The organism is Pseudomonas sp. SCA2728.1_7, from assembly GCF_018138145.1.
Classification (GTDB): Bacteria; Pseudomonadota; Gammaproteobacteria; order Pseudomonadales; family Pseudomonadaceae; genus Aquipseudomonas; species Aquipseudomonas koreensis_A.
The window spans coordinates 6439457-6454520 of record NZ_CP073104.1 but is presented as its reverse complement, the minus strand read 5'-3'; the positions used below and the strand labels follow the sequence as shown (position 1 = coordinate 6454520).

The following is a 15064-nucleotide window of genomic DNA, read 5'->3' as shown; positions in this document are numbered from 1 at the left end:
TCAGAGATGCCGCTATGACTGCTTCATCCCCTTCTCTATTGCAACGCCTGAAGAACCTGAGCCTGGTCGCACAGATCCTCATCGGCCTGATCGCCGGTATTGCCTTGGCGATGTTTGCCCCGCAAGTGGCAAAAGACACCGCGTTCATCGGCAAAGTGTTCGTGTCGGCGTTGAAAGCCGTCGCGCCGATTCTGGTGTTCGTGTTGGTAATGGCGTCGATTGCCAACCACAAGCACGGCCAGGAAACCCACATCCGTCCGATTCTGTTCCTCTATCTGCTGGGCACCTTCGCCGCAGCCGTGGTGGCCGTGATTGCCAGCATGGCATTCCCGTCGCATCTGGTGCTGTCCACCGAAAACGTCGCGGTGACCGCACCGGGTGGCATTGCAGAAGTGTTGCAGAGCCTGTTGCTGAGCGTCGTGGATAACCCGGTGAATGCACTGATCAACGCCAACTTCATCGGTATTCTGGCCTGGGCAATCGGCATGGGCGTCGCGATTCGCCATGCCGGTGACACTACCCGCGAAGTGCTCGGTGATCTGTCCAACGGCGTGACCCTGATCGTGCGTGTGGTGATTCGCTTTGCACCGCTGGGCATTTTCGGTCTGGTAGCGTCGACGCTGGCGACTTCGGGCTTCGGCGCGCTGATCGGTTATGCGCACCTGCTGGCCGTGCTGCTCGGCTGCATGTTGTTCGTGGCGCTGGTGATGAACCCGCTGATCGTATTCTGGAAACTGCGTCGCAACCCGTACCCGCTGACCCTCAAGTGCCTGCGTGAAAGTGGCATCACCGCGTTCTTCACCCGCAGTTCGGCGGCGAACATTCCGGTCAACCTGGAATTGAGCAAGCGCCTGGGCCTGCATGAAGACACCTATTCGGTGTCGATCCCGCTGGGCGCGACCATCAACATGGCCGGTGCAGCGATCACCATTACTGTGCTGACCCTGGCGGCCGTGCATACATTGGGTATTGCCGTGGACATTCCGACGGCGATTCTGCTCAGCGTTGTCGCCGCCATTTGCGCGTGTGGCGCTTCGGGTGTGGCGGGTGGGTCGCTATTGCTGATTCCGTTGGCTTGCAGCTTGTTCGGCATTCCGAGCGAGATTGCCATGCAGGTGGTGGCGGTCGGGTTCATTATTGGCGTGTTGCAGGATTCGGCGGAGACCGCGCTGAACTCGTCGACTGACGTGTTGTTTACCGCTGCGGCGTGTTTGGGTGAGGAAGCGAAAGCCCAACGTACCGCGTAACCGCCTTACCCTGTGGGAGCGAGCCTGCTCGCGAAGGGGGCGGGTCAATCGACATTGATGTCGCCTGACACACTGCATTCGCGAGCAGGCTCGCTCCCACAATGAAAAACGAAAAGCCCGCCATGGTGTGAACCTTGGCGGGCTTTTTTGTGGCTGAGATCTTTTCCCCCTCACGCCAACCCTCTCCCCCAGGGGGCGAGGGGGAAAGGGGGCAGACCGAGTGCTGTTCAAAACCTGAGTTCGACTTGATGTTTCAGGTCGGTGCATCTCGAACAAACAACGCGATCAGTCCCCTCTCCCTCCGGGAGAGGGCTAGGGTGAGGGGCTCTTGAAAAATCAGAACGCGCCCATGTAATCACGCTTGCCCACTTCAACACCGTTATGACGCAGCAACGCATAAGTGGTGGTGACGTGGAAGAAGAACTGCGGCAAGCCATAGGTCAGCAGGTAAGCCTGACCGCTGAAGCGCTTCTCTTTCGGCGTGCCCGGACGGGTGACGATTTCGATGCCTTCCTTGCCATCGATCTGCTCTGGCTTGATCTCGCCAATGTAGGCCAGCACCTTGGCGATCAGGGCTTGCAGCTCGGCGAAGGTGGTTTCTGTGTCGTCGTATTTCGGCACTTCGACTTCAGCCAGACGCGAGGAAACGCCTTTGGCGAAGTCCACGGCGATCTGCACCTGACGGGTCAGCGGGAACATGTCCGGGTACAGACGGGCCTGCAGGAACGCGTTCGGGTCGATGTTTTTCTCGGTGGCGTGGGCTTCAGCCTTTTTCAGCACATCGCTCAAAGCTTTGAGCATTTGTTGAAAAACCGGGACGGATGCGGCGTACAGGGAAATGGTCATGGCAGTCTCGTGTAGTGGCTGGGTGGAACAAGGAGGCGATTATAGCCATGCTTGATGACCACACGGCTTGCCTTTTGTTTGGCAAGGATTAGGCTAGGCGCCTTCGACTGCAGAGGGAACGCGCGATGACCACAGAACCAGAATCCACCTTCGACGAGCCACGGCTCAACGCCACGGAAATCCGCATCCTCGGCTCGTTGATCGAGAAACAGGCGACCAGCCCGGAAACCTATCCGCTGACCCTTAATGCGTTGGTCACGGCATGCAATCAGAAAACCAGCCGCGAACCGGTGATGAACCTGACTCCGGGCCAGGTCGGCCAGAGCCTGCGCGCACTGGAGGGTCGCGGTTTCGCCAAACTGGTGATGGGCAGTCGCGCCGACCGCTGGGAGCACAAGGTCGACAAGGCGCTGGAACTGGTGCCGGCGCAAGTGATTCTCAGTGGATTGATGTTTCTGCGCGGCCCGCAGACCGTCAATGAGCTGCTGACCCGCAGTGGGCGCATGCATGAATTTGAAGACACCGAGCAAGTGGTGCATCAGCTTGAGCGGTTGATTGCGCGCGGGCTGGCGGTGTTGATTCCGCGCCAGGCCGGGCAACGTGAAGATCGTTATACCCATGCGCTGGGTGATCCGGCGGATATCGAGGTTATCTTGGCGGCGCGGCAGAATCCGTCGGATCGCGGTGCAAACAGCGGCGTGTCAGTCGAGCGCATCGAAGAGCTCGAAGCGCGAATCGCCGCGCTGGAAGAACGCCTGGCCCGCCTCGAATAACCGCACAAAACCAATGTAGGAGTGAGCCTGCTCGCGATAGCGGTGTGTCAGTCAAATATGATGTGACTGACACACCGCTATCGCGAGCAGGCTCACTCCTACAAGGGATCTATGTTTTACTCGCCATCCCAGTAGTCAACGCCATCCGCCTGCCGTGCCACCGCCACAAAACCCGAGGCATTGCCCTCGGCATCGACGTTGAAGTTATCCATCACCGCATATTTGTTCGAATCCGGGTATTCGCAGATTTCCGGCTGTTGCTGCGTACTCACCGCCAGATAACGCAGTTCGGCCTGACTGGTATTGATGATCTGATGCGCCTTCTCCGGCCCACCCGGCGGACAGGCGATCACATCACCTTCGCGAATCGGAAAACGCTCGGTGCCGAGACGCACCTCGCCCTCCCCGGCCACCACGTAGAACATTTCTTCGTTGACCCGATGACTGTGAAACGGGCTGCCGCGCATGCCCGGCGGCAAGGCGTACAGGCGATAGCCGAGTTTTTGCGAACCCAGTTGCTGACCGACGCGGGCCATGCGCTGCTGATAGCGGCCGGCGGTTTCGCCTTCCGGGGCCAGGGCTTCGGGCAGGGGTTCGAGTTCGACCTGATGCAGATTGAGGATGGGCGGATGCATGGGGGCCTCGGTCACGGTTTTTGTGGTGGGCAAGTCTGGGCTTGCTGGGGGGGCAGTATAGGCAAGGTTCTGATCTGAATCCGTTGTGAGGCCATCGCGAGCAGGCTCACTCCTACAGGGTGAACGCATTCCACATGTAGGAGTGAGCCTGCTCGCGATGGGGCCGGTAAGGCTCTTACACAATTCGTTGATCAGCTCCGGGCAAACGCCACCGCCGCCGCAAACTGTTCTTCAGTCGGGCGCACACCGGTGTACAACACAAACTGCTCCAGCGCCTGAATCGCTATCACCTCAAGCCCGGTAATCACCCGCTTGCCCTCCGCGCGGCCAAGCACGATCAACGGCGTCTCCGACGGAATCGCCACCACATCAAACACCGTCTCGGCAGCCTTGATCACCTCAGGCGCAAACGCCAACTGCCCAGCCTCCGGCCCACCGTCCATGCCCACCGGCGTCACATTGATCAGCATCTGCGGGCGCTCATCACCCAGCTCAGCCTGCCAGCGATAATCCAGCGAATCCGCCAGCGCACGCCCGGCGCGCTCGTTACGGGCGACGATCAAACCGTTTTTATAACCGCCATCGCGTAAGGCGCTGGCCACAGCTTTGGCCATGCCGCCGCTGCCACGCAGGGCGAAGGTCGAGTCCTTGGGCACTGCATGGGTGTTCAGCAACTGCTCGATGGCAATGTAATCGGTGTTGTAAGCCTTGAGATGGCCGTCGGTGTTGACGATGGTGTTGATCGACTGGATCGCCGCCGCCGACGCGTCCAGCTCATCGACCAGCGCAATGCACGCTTCCTTGAACGGCATCGATACGCCGCAACCACGAATGCCCAAGGCGCGAATGCCGCCGACTGCGCCGGTCAGGTCCTGGCTGCTGAACGCTTTGTAATAGAAATTCAGGCCCAACTGCTCATACAAATGGTTATGAAAACGCAGACCGAAGTTGCCTGGGCGCCCCGATAGGGACATGCACAGCTGGGTGTCTTTGTTCGGGTTCATCTGCATGAAACTTCTCCTTCAAACGCACTTTCGGATAGACGGGATTAGCCAGCCCATCGGGTTCTGAACGATCATAGAGGCCTGTTTTAAACGTGTTCTGTGGCCCTTGCATGGCCCGGTAAAGAAGCCGGTACAGACCTTACACAAAATTTACCCAGCGGCTGTGCTGATTTTCAGAATTTCGCTGTCTTAGAAGTATCCCCGCGACAACTGTGGGCCTGGTGCAGGCCCTGCCGCCGGGTCGAAGAACCGAGGAATTATCATGATTCGTAAACTCCCTATCGTCGCCCTGCTGATCGGTGCTTTTGCTGTCACAGGGCAAGCAGAAGCCCACGGCGGTGGCTGGCAGGGTCCGGCGGTGTTTGGCGCAATCGTCGGCTCGGCCATCATCGGTTCGGCGCTTATCAACCAGGATCGCCCGGTCTATGTGCAACAGGCGCCGGTGTATGCCCCGCCACCGGTGTATGTGCAACAACCGCCGCCACCGGTCTACTACCAACCGGCACCGGTATATGTGCAACAACCGGTGTATATTCAACAGGCCCCCGTCTACTACGGCCCGCCTCGCGGTTATTACGGCCGGCCACATGGCTACTACGGTGGCCCACGCTGGTAATCGCAACACTGAGCCCTGCTTTTATAGCGGGGCTTTTTTATGACCGTTGGTCGGCCAGCGTCTGAAAAAATCTCGCCAAGGTCGCTGTGAGGACAGTTTCACCGGCTAAAGTCGGCATGATTGATTGAGCGTTATGGTCTTTTCCATAAAACGGTCATTTATTTGTCATGACGGAACCGCAATCTGAATCCGTCCGTAAACAACAGGTTGATAACAACAAGGACGACTGTATGCCAACACAAAACCCGCACCGCATTGTTGGTCTGTGCACCTCCAGCAAGGTGTACAGCGCGCTGACCGAGCTCAAGCATCTGGAAGGCCATCGCTGCGCCAAGTTTCTTTCGCTGCTGGCGGAAAACCTCGTGCACAAAGGTTTGCTCAACGAGCGAGAAGTCATGCACATGCTCGATCAAGTGGTCGATTGAGCCAGCCCTCAACGGCGTCAATGACTACTATCGAAAGCGTTGATTGTCCGTAGAAGCGGCGAATCTCTAAGGTAGCTCCATTGTTAGATGGAGGTACTCGTCATGGCTCAGGTTCAAATCATGTCCGTTATCGGCAGCGCCGTTCCCGCCTCGCTCAGAGCATCGGGTCTGCTCGCCTGCTGGTATCTGATGCGCGACGGCGAAGCGATCAGCGGCCCGCTCACTTCGCTGCCCGCGGCGCAGGCACTGTCGCAGAAGATCGTCAGCCAGCCGTTTCACGCTTAAGGCAGTTGCACCTTGGGCTTGGTCTCGGCGAACAGCGCCCAGCTCGACATGAACAGCGCCGCGATCAGCGGCCCGATCACAAAGCCATTCAGGCCGAATACCGCCAGACCACCCAGGGTCGAGATCAGAATCAGGTAATCGGGCATTTTGGTGTCCTTGCCCACCAGAATCGGCCGTAACACGTTGTCCACCAGCCCAATCACAAAGACCCCGAACAAGCCCAGCACCACGCCTTGCCAGATCATCCCGCTGAGCAGGAAATACACCGCCACCGGCGCCCAGACAATTCCCGCACCCACCGCTGGCAGCAACGACAGAAACCCCATCAAGACCGCCCACAGCAATGCGCTGGGGATGTCGAGAAACCAGAAAATCGCTCCGCCCAGCGCGCCTTGAGTCACCGCGACTACGAGATTGCCCTTCACCGTCGCCCGTACCACGCGGTTGAACTTCAACTGCAAGCGCCGCTTGTGGCCTTCCTCCAGTGGCACGGCAGTGCGCACCTTGCGCGCCAGTTCGGCGCCGTCACGCAGAAAGAAAAACAGCAAATACAGCATGATGAAAAAACTCACCACGAATTCGAATGTGCCCTGACCAAAACTGAATGCCTGGCTGGCCAGCACCTGGCTGCCCTGCATCGCCGATTTGACGATTTTCTCGCGTAGCGCATTGAGTTCGCCCATGCCGAAGCGGTCGAGCAAGTGCTGAAAGTACGGCGGCAAGCTGTGCTTGAACTGCGCCAGATACGCGGCAATGTCCAGCTCACCGCTTTCGATATTCTTGTAAACCGTCGCCCCTTCCTGCACCAGCAACACGCTGACGATGATCACCGGCAGAATCGCGATGACCAGACAGATGCTCAACGTGCACAGCGAGGTCAGGTTGCGTTGCCAGCCATATTTCGCCTGCAACTTGCGTTGCATCGGCGCAAACAGAATGCCGAGGATCACCGCCCAGAACACCGCACCGTAGAACGGCAACAGAATCCAGATGAAGGCCACCGTGACCAGCACCAGCAGCACGGTCAGGGATTTGAATTGAAGGCTTTTTTCGTTCATGTCCGGTCCATGTCAGTCAGGCGTCATGCACGCCCCGCTCCTTAGTCAGCCGCGGCGTGCACGAGTGCCATCTTTATTCATGGAGCATAGATCCAGATCAACAAACCCCCACCACTCCTGACTTACCCTGCTGCGCTTTTGCGACCGACACCGCCATGACCTCGACCTTCGCCGCCCCCGAACTGCTCGCTCCCGCCGGCACCCTGAAAAACATGCGTTACGCCTTCGCTTACGGCGCCGATGCGGTCTATGCCGGACAGCCGCGTTACAGCCTGCGGGTGCGCAACAATGAATTTGATCACGCCAATCTGGCGCTGGGCATTGGTGAAGCCCAGGCGCAGGGCAAACGCTTCTACGTGGTGGTCAACATCGCGCCGCACAACGCCAAACTGAAGACCTTCCTCAAGGATCTGGCACCGGTGATCGAGATGGCGCCGGATGCGCTGATCATGTCTGACCCGGGGCTGATCATGCTGGTGCGCCGACACTTCCCACAGATGCCGATTCACCTCTCGGTTCAGGCCAATACGGTGAACTGGGCGAGCGTCGAGTTCTGGCAGCAGATGGGGTTGAGCCGAATCATCCTGTCGCGAGAATTGTCGCTGGAAGAAATCGGTGAAATCCGCGAACAGGTGCCGGGCATGGAACTGGAAGTGTTCGTTCACGGCGCATTGTGCATGGCCTATTCCGGGCGCTGCCTGCTCTCCGGCTACATGAACAAACGCGACGCCAATCAGGGCAGCTGTACCAATGCCTGTCGCTGGAAATACTCGGCGCAAGAGGCCACGGAAAATCAGCTCGGCGAGATCGTCCAGACCTTCCAGCCCGAGCCGACCCGGGGCCTCGGCGCGCCGACTGATCAGGTGTTCCTGTTACAGGAAGCCAACCGCCCCGACCAATTGATGCCCGCTTTCGAAGACGAGCACGGCACCTACATCATGAACGCCAAGGACCTGCGCGCGGTGCAGCACGTCGAGCGCCTGACGCGCATGGGCGTGCATTCATTGAAGATCGAGGGCCGGACCAAATCGCACTTCTATTGCGCGCGCACCACGCAGGTGTATCGGCGAGCGATAGATGATGCGGTGGCCGGGCGTGAGTTTGATCGCAGCCTGATGACGGACTTGGAGTCACTGGCGCAGCGTGGCTACACCGAGGGTTTTCTGCGTCGGCATGTGCATGACGAGTATCAGAATTATCAGAATGGAAGTTCGGTATCGGAGCGTCAGCAGTTCGTTGGCGAGTTGACCGGCGAGCGGCGTGAGGGGCTGGCCGAGGTCAAGGTGAAGAATCGTTTTGGTCTTGGTGATCATCTGGAATTGATGACGCCCACGGGCAATTTTCATTTTGATTTGCATGAGTTGCAGAGTGTTAAGGGTGAGGCGATCGAGGTGGCACCGGGGGATGGGCATACGGTTTATGTGCCGATTCCGGAGGTTGTGGATTTGCGGTTTGGGTTGTTGATGCGGGATCTGCGGGGTGCCTGAGAAGCCCCTCACCCTAGCCCTCTCCCAGAGGGAGAGGGGACTGATTGGGGGATATTGGAGAGATCCACCGACCTGAAAATTCGTCGGTGAATCCACAATCGACTCTTCTGATCAAAAAAATCAGACTTGGCCGAATCCATAATCAACTCGGTTGTTCAGCTTGACCCAATCCATAATCGACTCGATTGTTCAGCTTGACCCAATCCATAATCGACTCGATTGTTCAGCTTGGCCCAATCCATAATCGACTCGGTTGTTCAGCTTGGCCCAATCCATAATCGACTCGATTGTTCAGCTTGGCCCAATCCATAATCGACTCGATTGTTCAGCTTGGCCCAATCCATAATCGACTCGATTGTTCAGGTCGACGTATAACGCATGACACCTCGGTCGGCCCCCTCTCCCTCCGGGAGAGGGCTGGGGTGAGGGTAAGCTTTTCCTACGCAACAAACTCCTCACGCAACATCGCCACAAACGCCTCCCGCGCCGGGTGCACCCCGGCGTTTTCATGCCAGTAAAACAAGTTATCGACGGCCGTCAGCTCCGCAAACTCATATCCCACACACCCAGCCCCTTTCGCGTACTGCTCAAACACGCCCTTGGGCACCAGCGCCACCCCTGCCCCGGCACTCACACAACCCACAATCGCACCATAACTGGCGAGACTGACGATCGGCAGCGACAACCCCTGACGCAACAACCAATGCTCCAGCGCCGCCCGATACGGACAACCCTGCGGCCACATGAACACGGTTTTGTCCTGCAGGTCTTCGATGCCGCGCACCGGCCCGAACGAGGTCGACGCGATCAGCAGCAGTTCCTCGCGATACATCGGCGTGCGCCTGAGCTGCGAACGCTCGACATCCACCGCAACAATCGCACCGTCGAGGCGATGGCTGACGGTGTCGTCGAGCAACTGCCCCCACGTGCCGGTGGTGAGTTCCAGCGCCACTTGTGGATAGCGCTGGTGAAACTTCGCCAACAAGCGCGGCAAGCGCCCGGTCGCTGATGATTCGATCGCGCCAATGCGCAGTGGCCCGGACGGCTCGGCCGAGGGATCAACAGCCCGTTTCGCTTCAGCGGTCAGCGCCAGGATCTTTTCCGCATAGGCGAGAAACGTCTGCCCCGCCGGACTGATGCGCAACCCGCGTCCCTCACGCAGAAACAGCGCAACGCCCAATTCCGCTTCCAGGGCCTTGATCCGCGCAGTGATATTCGACGGCACGCAAAACAGCTTTTCCGCCGCCCGCGCAATGCTACCGACCTCGGCCACGGTCTTGAACATACGGATTTGTGCCAGCTCCATATCCATCACTCTGAGTGAACATTCAGCGCAGTATAAGTCAGTTGTGGCGAATGATTACGCGCCCGGATACTCGACACATTCACACTTCTGAGCAGCCGATCATGCCGCCCCCTTCCCCACTGAAAATCCTTCTGGCGATGGCGTTTGTCGTCGGTTGCTGGGCGTATTCGCCGACCGGTATTCACATCGGCCTGCAAGCCTACGAGCCCGGACATCTGGCGTTGCTGCGGTTTCTGTTGGCGTCGTTGTTCATGGTGCTGATCGCTGCGTTCAAAGGCATTCGCCTGCCGCACTGGCGCGACGTGCCGCTGTTGTTCGCCCTGGGTTTCTTCGCCGTCAGCCTGCATCACGTCGCGTTGAACATTGGCCAGCAAAGCGTCAGTGCCGGGGCTTCCAGTGTGTTGGCGCAATCGAGTCCGCTGTTCAGCACGTTGCTGGCGCGGTTCTTGTTCAAGGATCAGGTCAGCGCCTGGCGTTGGGGTTGTGTGTTGCTCGGCTTTGTCGGCGTGGTGATCGTGGTCAGCGGCGATAAGGGCTTGGGCGCTATCGATGCGCATGCACTGCTGATCCTGTTGGCAGCGGTTTCATGGAGCGTTTACTTCGCCCTGCAAAAACACCATGCGCGGCGTTACGACGGCTTCAGTCTGGCGTGTTATGCGGTGTGGTCGGGGACGTTGATGCTGCTGATTTATTTACCGGGGCTGGGTCAAGCTGTGCTGAATGCGCCGTTGCGGGTGCAGTGGGCGGTGTTGGCCTTGGGCGTTTTTCCCAGTGCGCTGGCCTATCTGGCGTGGGGGTTTGTGCTCAAGCATGTGGATCTGAGCCGGGCGACGATGACGTTGTATTTGATACCGCCGACGGCGATGGGGATTGCTTCGGTTGGTTTGGGCGAGCGACCGACGTTGCTGGTGCTGGTGGGGTCGGTGGTGGTGTTTATCAGTGTGTTGGCGTTGAATCTGGAGCGACGGGTTGTGGGTGTTCGGGCAGTTGGGGTCTGATCTCGGATTTGGGTTGAAACCAATTCCGCAATCGCGAGCAGGCTCACTCCTACAATGGGCAGTGGGTGTACATAGAGTCTGTGCATGCCACAAAACCTTGTAGGAGTGAGCCTGCTCGCGATGAGGCCCTGAACAACGACGCATTAATCAAATGCCAATCACCGCTCAGCGCCGATCATCCGACAACGGCGTCGGCTCATCCGCTGGCGGCACATCTTCATCCGCACCCGGATCTTTCCAGTCGTCGGGCCGATCAGCATCGCTCAACGGATCACGCCCTGGACTCATCCCCGGCGGTGCATCGTGATCGGCCAGTGTCGGTTCATCGGTACCGGACATCGGCCGGGTTGGATCGGTCGGCAGCACACCGCCCTGAAACAGCAAATCATTAGCCATGACACACCTCACCAAGGAGGTCCGGAAAACCCGGGCCGTACAACTTGGAATCAGGCCTTGCAGCGGCGTGCTATCGAACAGACCGACGGCGCTCAACCCTGCGCGGAAAAGCGGTCGCGGCTGTTGGTCAGGTGCAGCCACATTGCAGCGCGCGCGGCATCCGCATCCTGACGCTTGATCGCGTTCAGAATCGCCTCGTGCTCCAGATGAGCCAGTTGCCCGAGCTTGCTCAGATCCGCCGCGCCACGTTCAGCTGCATTGAGCCGGTTACGCGGGATCATCGCACTGCCCAGGTGCTGCATGATCTCGCTGAAACAGACGTTACCCGTGGCTTCGGCGATCAGCAGATGAAAACGTCGATCGGCTTCGACGCAACTGTCGTTGTTGTCCAGCAGCCGTTGATAGTCATCCAGCGCCTGGCGCATTTGCAGCAGTTGCTGCTCGGTACGCCGTTGCGCCGCCAGTGCCGCCGCTTGGGTTTCCAGGCCCAGACGCAATTCAAGAATGCTGCGCACACCGAGCGCGGTATCGACATTCAGGCGCAAACCCTGCTCCGCCGCGCGCTCGATGACGAACGTGCCGATGCCGTGCCGGGTCTCCACCAGCCCGGAAGCCTGTAATTTGGAAATCGCCTCGCGCACCACCGTGCGGCTGACACCGTGCTCCTGAACGATGGAATTCTCCGAGGGCAGTTTGTCGCCGGGCGTCAGCTGACCGAGCAGGATGCTTTGGGTGAGCTTCTCCACCAGGTCATGGGCGAGGTTGTGCGCACGTTTGCGTGCAGGAGCGTCGAGGTCTTCTTGCATGGTCGGTTCCGGTGATCGGGGCTTGCCGATCGTAGCATTGCGAGGCTGGGTGACGGGATTGATTCTAGCGCCTCAACTTGTATGACAACACTCAAATAAATCGGGGAAAAGCAGGCCTCCCTGAAGGTTACTCGTGCGCAGCCGGATAAATTTATCGCGACCCTGAAAGTACAAAACCCAATAAACGCTAGGATAAAATACCAAAAAGCATAAGAAATCGACCTTCCAGATAAAATTAATCGGCCCTCCCCACTTGTAGGACAAAAAATCTCAGTTGTATGATGTCTATCAACAACGCAGCACCCGCCCTACCCCGCATAAAAATAATCAGTGGGAGAAAACCAAGTGAAAACCTCCGTCTCCGGGATGAACGAGGGCGTCGATTCGACACTCGCGTCGGCCATCTCGAAAGTGAAACGCCACGTCCTGCCGCTCTTCGTGATCATGTTCATCGTCAATTACATTGACCGGGTGAACATCGGTTTCGTCCGCACCCACATGGAACACGACCTGGGCATCGGTGCCGCCGCATACGGCTTCGGCGCCGGGCTGTTCTTCATCGGTTACGCGCTGTTCGAAGTCCCGTCGAACATGCTTCTGCAGAAAGTCGGCGCACGCATCTGGCTGACTCGCATCATGTTCACTTGGGGCCTGGTCGCCGCCGGTATGGCGTTCATCCAGAACGAAACCCACTTCTATGTGCTGCGCTTTTTGCTCGGTGTAGCCGAGGCCGGGTTCTTTCCCGGGGTGATCTACTACTTCACCCGCTGGCTGCCCGGCGCCGAACGCGGCAAGGCGATTGCAATTTTCCTCAGCGGCTCGGCCGTGGCTTCGTTGATCTCCGGCCCGCTGTCCGGCCTGCTCCTGCAAATCAACGGACTGGGCATGCACGGCTGGCAGTGGATGTACTTCATTGAGGGGATGTTCTCGGTGTGCCTGTGCGTGTTCGTCTGGTTCTGGCTCGACGCCAAACCCCACGACGCGAAATGGCTGAGCCGCGCCGAACAGAACGCACTGGTCAACGCCATCGATGCGGAACAGAAGGCCCGCGAAGCCGCGACACCGATCCGGCCATCGATGGGCAAACTGCTCAAGGATCGCCAGATCATCCTGTTCTGCCTGATCTACTTCTTCATTCAACTGACCATTTACGCAGCGACCTTCTGGCTGCCAAGCATCATCAAGAAAATGGGCGAGATGAGCGACTTCCAGGTCGGCCTGTTCAACTCGATTCCGTGGTTGTTGTCGATCATCGGCATGTACGCCTTCGCTTCGTTCTCGGCCAAGTGGAAACACCAGCAGGCGTGGGTCGCCACCGCCCTGTTGATCGCTGCTGCGGGGATGTTCATGTCCACCACCGGCGGGCCGATCTTCGCTTTCGTTGCGATCTGTTTTGCCGCGCTGGGTTTCAAATCCGCTTCGTCACTGTTCTGGCCGATCCCGCAGGCGTATCTGGATGCCCGCATTGCTGCGGCAGTGATCGCGCTGATCAACTCGGTCGGCAACCTTGGCGGCTTCGTTGCGCCGACCACGTTCGGCCTGCTCGAAGAACACACCGGCTCGATTCAGGGCGGCCTCTATGGCCTGGCCGCGACCTCGATCATCGCCGCGATCATCGTCTTCTTCGCGCGTACCACGCCGAAACCTGCTGCTGATTTCGCCGTGGCCGATGCCGCGCCAAAGCACGCCTGACGTCCATTTTTAAAGATTGCGAATAAGAAGGATAAAAACCATGACTGCACACGACACCGCCAAAGCCCCGATCATCACCGACATGCAAGTCATCCCAGTGGCCGGCCACGACGGCATGCTGCTCAATCTGAGCGGCGCCCACGGGCCGTTTTTCACCCGCAACATCGTCATTCTCAAAGACAACGCCGGCCACACCGGCGTCGGTGAAGTGCCCGGTGGCGAGCGTATCCGCCAGACCCTGGAAGATGCACGCAGCCTGGTGGTCGGCAGCCCGATCGGCACTTGGCAGAAGATTCTCAATCAAGTGCGCCAGACCTTCGCCGACCGCGATGCCGGCGGTCGTGGTCTGCAGACGTTCGATCTGCGCATCACCATTCACGCCGTGACCGGCCTTGAAGCCGCGCTGCTCGACCTGCTCGGTCAGCATCTCGACGTACCGGTGGCGGCATTGCTCGGCGAAGGTCAGCAACGCGATGAAGTGAAGATGCTCGGTTATCTGTTTTACGTTGGCGATCAGCGCGAAACCGATCTCGCCTATCGCAGCGAACCGGACGCCGACAATGACTGGTTCCGCGTGCGTCACGAGAAGGCCATGACCGCCGAAGCCGTGGTGCGCCTAGCCGAAGCGGCGCATGCCAAGTACGGTTTCAAGGACTTCAAACTCAAGGGCGGCGTGCTCAGCGGCGATGCGGAAATCGAAGCGGTGACAGCGCTGGCCGAACGCTTTCCTGATGCGCGGATTACCCTTGATCCGAATGGCGCCTGGTCACTGAAAGAAGCCATTCGTTTGTGCCGCGACCAGCATCAGGTGCTCGCCTATGCCGAAGACCCGTGCGGCGCGGAAAACGGTTATTCCGGCCGAGAGGTGATGGCCGAGTTTCGTCGTGCCACGGGGCTGAAAACCGCCACTAACATGATCGCCACTGACTGGCGTGAAATGGGTCATGCGATTCAGTTGCAGTCTGTGGACATTCCATTGGCCGACCCGCATTTCTGGACCATGCAGGGATCGGTGCGTGTGGCGCAAATGTGCCATGAGTGGGGCCTGACCTGGGGTTCGCACTCCAACAACCACTTCGACATCTCGCTGGCGATGTTCACCCATGTCGCCGCTGCTGCGCCGGGCGAGATCACCGCCATCGACACCCATTGGATCTGGCAGGACGGCCAGCGCCTGACCAAGGCGCCACTGCAAATCGTCGACGGTCTGGTGCAAGTGCCGAAAAAACCGGGGCTGGGTGTCGAGCTGGATATGGATCAGGTGGCCAAGGCTCACGAGCTATATAAAGGCATGGGCCTCGGCGCACGCGATGACAGCGTGGCGATGCAGTTTCTGATTCCGGGGTGGAAGTTCGATAACAAGCGGCCGTGTCTGGTGCGCTGAACCTGATCTCCAATCCACCACGGTCCCTGTAGGAGTGAGCCTGCTCGCGATAGCGGTGTGTCAGTTGATGTAAGTGTTGACTGAGACACCGCTATCGCGAGCAGGC

16 protein-coding genes are annotated in these 15064 nt (G+C 58.8%); 9 read left to right on the top strand and 7 right to left on the bottom strand.

Annotated features, from left to right (window positions below; genetic code table 11):
- The first annotated feature begins 14 nt into the window (after nt 1–14).
- Nucleotides 15–1247, top strand: a complete 1233-nt coding sequence (gene sstT, locus KBP52_RS28835) for a serine/threonine transporter SstT (RefSeq protein WP_077573699.1) — start codon at nt 15–17, stop codon at nt 1245–1247.
- Nucleotides 1248–1583: 336 nt separating this feature from the next.
- Here sstT and KBP52_RS28830 read toward each other — a convergent pair whose 3' ends face one another.
- Entirely contained in the window at nt 1584–2093 is a 510-nt protein-coding gene (locus KBP52_RS28830; RefSeq protein ID WP_212621507.1) for a DUF1993 domain-containing protein, read from the bottom strand.
- Between the two features lie 125 nt (nt 2094–2218).
- Here KBP52_RS28830 and KBP52_RS28825 point away from each other — a divergent pair, with 125 nt between their 5' ends.
- A complete protein-coding gene (locus tag KBP52_RS28825) occupies nt 2219–2866 on the top strand; it encodes a DUF480 domain-containing protein (RefSeq protein WP_212621506.1) in 648 nt (215 codons plus the stop codon).
- Nucleotides 2867–2982: 116 nt separating this feature from the next.
- Here KBP52_RS28825 and KBP52_RS28820 read toward each other — a convergent pair whose 3' ends face one another.
- Nucleotides 2983–3501 carry a cupin domain-containing protein gene (locus KBP52_RS28820; protein WP_212621505.1) on the bottom strand — a complete coding sequence of 173 codons (519 nt, stop codon included), beginning with the start codon at nt 3499–3501 and terminating at the stop codon, nt 2983–2985.
- 191 nt (nt 3502–3692) lie between these two features.
- Nucleotides 3693–4511, bottom strand: coding sequence for a shikimate 5-dehydrogenase (locus KBP52_RS28815; RefSeq protein ID WP_212621504.1), 819 nt, complete (start codon nt 4509–4511; stop codon nt 3693–3695).
- A gap of 256 nt (nt 4512–4767) precedes the next feature.
- Between KBP52_RS28815 and KBP52_RS28810 the strand changes: the two genes are divergently transcribed.
- The 3 genes from KBP52_RS28810 (at nt 4768) to KBP52_RS28800 (ending at nt 5831) form a co-directional block, all read left to right on the top strand.
- A complete protein-coding gene (locus tag KBP52_RS28810; protein WP_077573703.1) occupies nt 4768–5121 on the top strand; it encodes a hypothetical protein in 354 nt (117 codons plus the stop codon).
- 230 nt (nt 5122–5351) lie between these two features.
- Nucleotides 5352–5546 carry a hypothetical protein gene (locus KBP52_RS28805; RefSeq protein ID WP_016984641.1) on the top strand — a complete coding sequence of 65 codons (195 nt, stop codon included), beginning with the start codon at nt 5352–5354 and terminating at the stop codon, nt 5544–5546.
- A 102-nt stretch (nt 5547–5648) separates the two neighbouring features.
- Complete coding sequence (locus KBP52_RS28800) at nt 5649–5831, top strand: hypothetical protein (protein WP_016984642.1); 183 nt, start codon at nt 5649–5651, stop codon at nt 5829–5831.
- Here KBP52_RS28800 and KBP52_RS28795 read toward each other — a convergent pair.
- Nucleotides 5828–6889: an AI-2E family transporter gene (locus tag KBP52_RS28795; protein WP_212621503.1), complete on the bottom strand. Its 1062-nt coding sequence runs from the start codon at nt 6887–6889 to the stop codon at nt 5828–5830. The genes KBP52_RS28800 and KBP52_RS28795 overlap by 4 nt on opposite strands.
- A gap of 155 nt (nt 6890–7044) precedes the next feature.
- Here KBP52_RS28795 and yegQ point away from each other — a divergent pair, with 155 nt between their 5' ends.
- Nucleotides 7045–8376: a tRNA 5-hydroxyuridine modification protein YegQ gene (gene yegQ / locus KBP52_RS28790; protein WP_212621502.1), complete on the top strand. Its 1332-nt coding sequence runs from the start codon at nt 7045–7047 to the stop codon at nt 8374–8376.
- A 439-nt stretch (nt 8377–8815) separates the two neighbouring features.
- Here the strand turns inward: yegQ and KBP52_RS28785 are convergent, their stop codons facing one another.
- Nucleotides 8816–9682 carry a LysR substrate-binding domain-containing protein gene (locus KBP52_RS28785; RefSeq protein ID WP_137219487.1) on the bottom strand — a complete coding sequence of 289 codons (867 nt, stop codon included), beginning with the start codon at nt 9680–9682 and terminating at the stop codon, nt 8816–8818.
- Between the two features lie 101 nt (nt 9683–9783).
- On the opposite strand from KBP52_RS28785, the gene KBP52_RS28780 reads away from it, so the two are divergent.
- Nucleotides 9784–10680, top strand: a complete 897-nt coding sequence (locus KBP52_RS28780; RefSeq protein WP_212621501.1) for a DMT family transporter — start codon at nt 9784–9786, stop codon at nt 10678–10680.
- 165 nt (nt 10681–10845) lie between these two features.
- On the opposite strand, the gene KBP52_RS28775 is transcribed toward KBP52_RS28780, so the two are convergent.
- Nucleotides 10846–11076 carry a hypothetical protein gene (locus KBP52_RS28775; RefSeq protein WP_212621500.1) on the bottom strand — a complete coding sequence of 77 codons (231 nt, stop codon included), beginning with the start codon at nt 11074–11076 and terminating at the stop codon, nt 10846–10848.
- Nucleotides 11077–11168: 92 nt separating this feature from the next.
- A complete protein-coding gene (locus tag KBP52_RS28770; protein ID WP_212621499.1) occupies nt 11169–11882 on the bottom strand; it encodes an FCD domain-containing protein in 714 nt (237 codons plus the stop codon).
- A gap of 345 nt (nt 11883–12227) precedes the next feature.
- Here KBP52_RS28770 and KBP52_RS28765 point away from each other — a divergent pair, with 345 nt between their 5' ends.
- The gene (locus tag KBP52_RS28765) at nt 12228–13574 is read left to right on the top strand and encodes an MFS transporter (protein WP_212621498.1); all 1347 of its coding nucleotides are present in this window, start codon (nt 12228–12230) and stop codon (nt 13572–13574) included.
- A gap of 40 nt (nt 13575–13614) precedes the next feature.
- Complete coding sequence (gene gudD / locus KBP52_RS28760) at nt 13615–14958, top strand: glucarate dehydratase (RefSeq protein ID WP_102901669.1); 1344 nt, start codon at nt 13615–13617, stop codon at nt 14956–14958.
- The last annotated feature ends 106 nt before the right edge of the window (nt 14959–15064 follow it).

Bases quoted from the DNA above. Each gene is read 5' to 3' on its own strand.
- KBP52_RS28800 (WP_016984642.1), top strand. From the start codon at position 5,649: ATGGCTCAGGTTCAAATCATGTCCGTTATCGGCAGCGCCGTTCCCGCC.
- KBP52_RS28830 (WP_212621507.1), bottom strand. From the start codon at position 2,093: ATGACCATTTCCCTGTACGCCGCATCCGTCCCGGTTTTTCAACAAATG.
- gudD (WP_102901669.1), top strand. From the start codon at position 13,615: ATGACTGCACACGACACCGCCAAAGCCCCGATCATCACCGACATGCAA.
- KBP52_RS28780 (WP_212621501.1), top strand. From the start codon at position 9,784: ATGCCGCCCCCTTCCCCACTGAAAATCCTTCTGGCGATGGCGTTTGTC.
- KBP52_RS28805 (WP_016984641.1), top strand. From the start codon at position 5,352: ATGCCAACACAAAACCCGCACCGCATTGTTGGTCTGTGCACCTCCAGC.
- sstT (WP_077573699.1), top strand. From the start codon at position 15: ATGACTGCTTCATCCCCTTCTCTATTGCAACGCCTGAAGAACCTGAGC.
- KBP52_RS28815 (WP_212621504.1), bottom strand. From the start codon at position 4,511: ATGCAGATGAACCCGAACAAAGACACCCAGCTGTGCATGTCCCTATCG.
- KBP52_RS28785 (WP_137219487.1), bottom strand. From the start codon at position 9,682: ATGGAGCTGGCACAAATCCGTATGTTCAAGACCGTGGCCGAGGTCGGT.
- KBP52_RS28820 (WP_212621505.1), bottom strand. From the start codon at position 3,501: ATGCATCCGCCCATCCTCAATCTGCATCAGGTCGAACTCGAACCCCTG.
- KBP52_RS28810 (WP_077573703.1), top strand. From the start codon at position 4,768: ATGATTCGTAAACTCCCTATCGTCGCCCTGCTGATCGGTGCTTTTGCT.
- KBP52_RS28775 (WP_212621500.1), bottom strand. From the start codon at position 11,076: ATGGCTAATGATTTGCTGTTTCAGGGCGGTGTGCTGCCGACCGATCCA.
- yegQ (WP_212621502.1), top strand. From the start codon at position 7,045: ATGACCTCGACCTTCGCCGCCCCCGAACTGCTCGCTCCCGCCGGCACC.
- KBP52_RS28825 (WP_212621506.1), top strand. From the start codon at position 2,219: ATGACCACAGAACCAGAATCCACCTTCGACGAGCCACGGCTCAACGCC.
- KBP52_RS28770 (WP_212621499.1), bottom strand. From the start codon at position 11,882: ATGCAAGAAGACCTCGACGCTCCTGCACGCAAACGTGCGCACAACCTC.
- KBP52_RS28795 (WP_212621503.1), bottom strand. From the start codon at position 6,889: ATGAACGAAAAAAGCCTTCAATTCAAATCCCTGACCGTGCTGCTGGTG.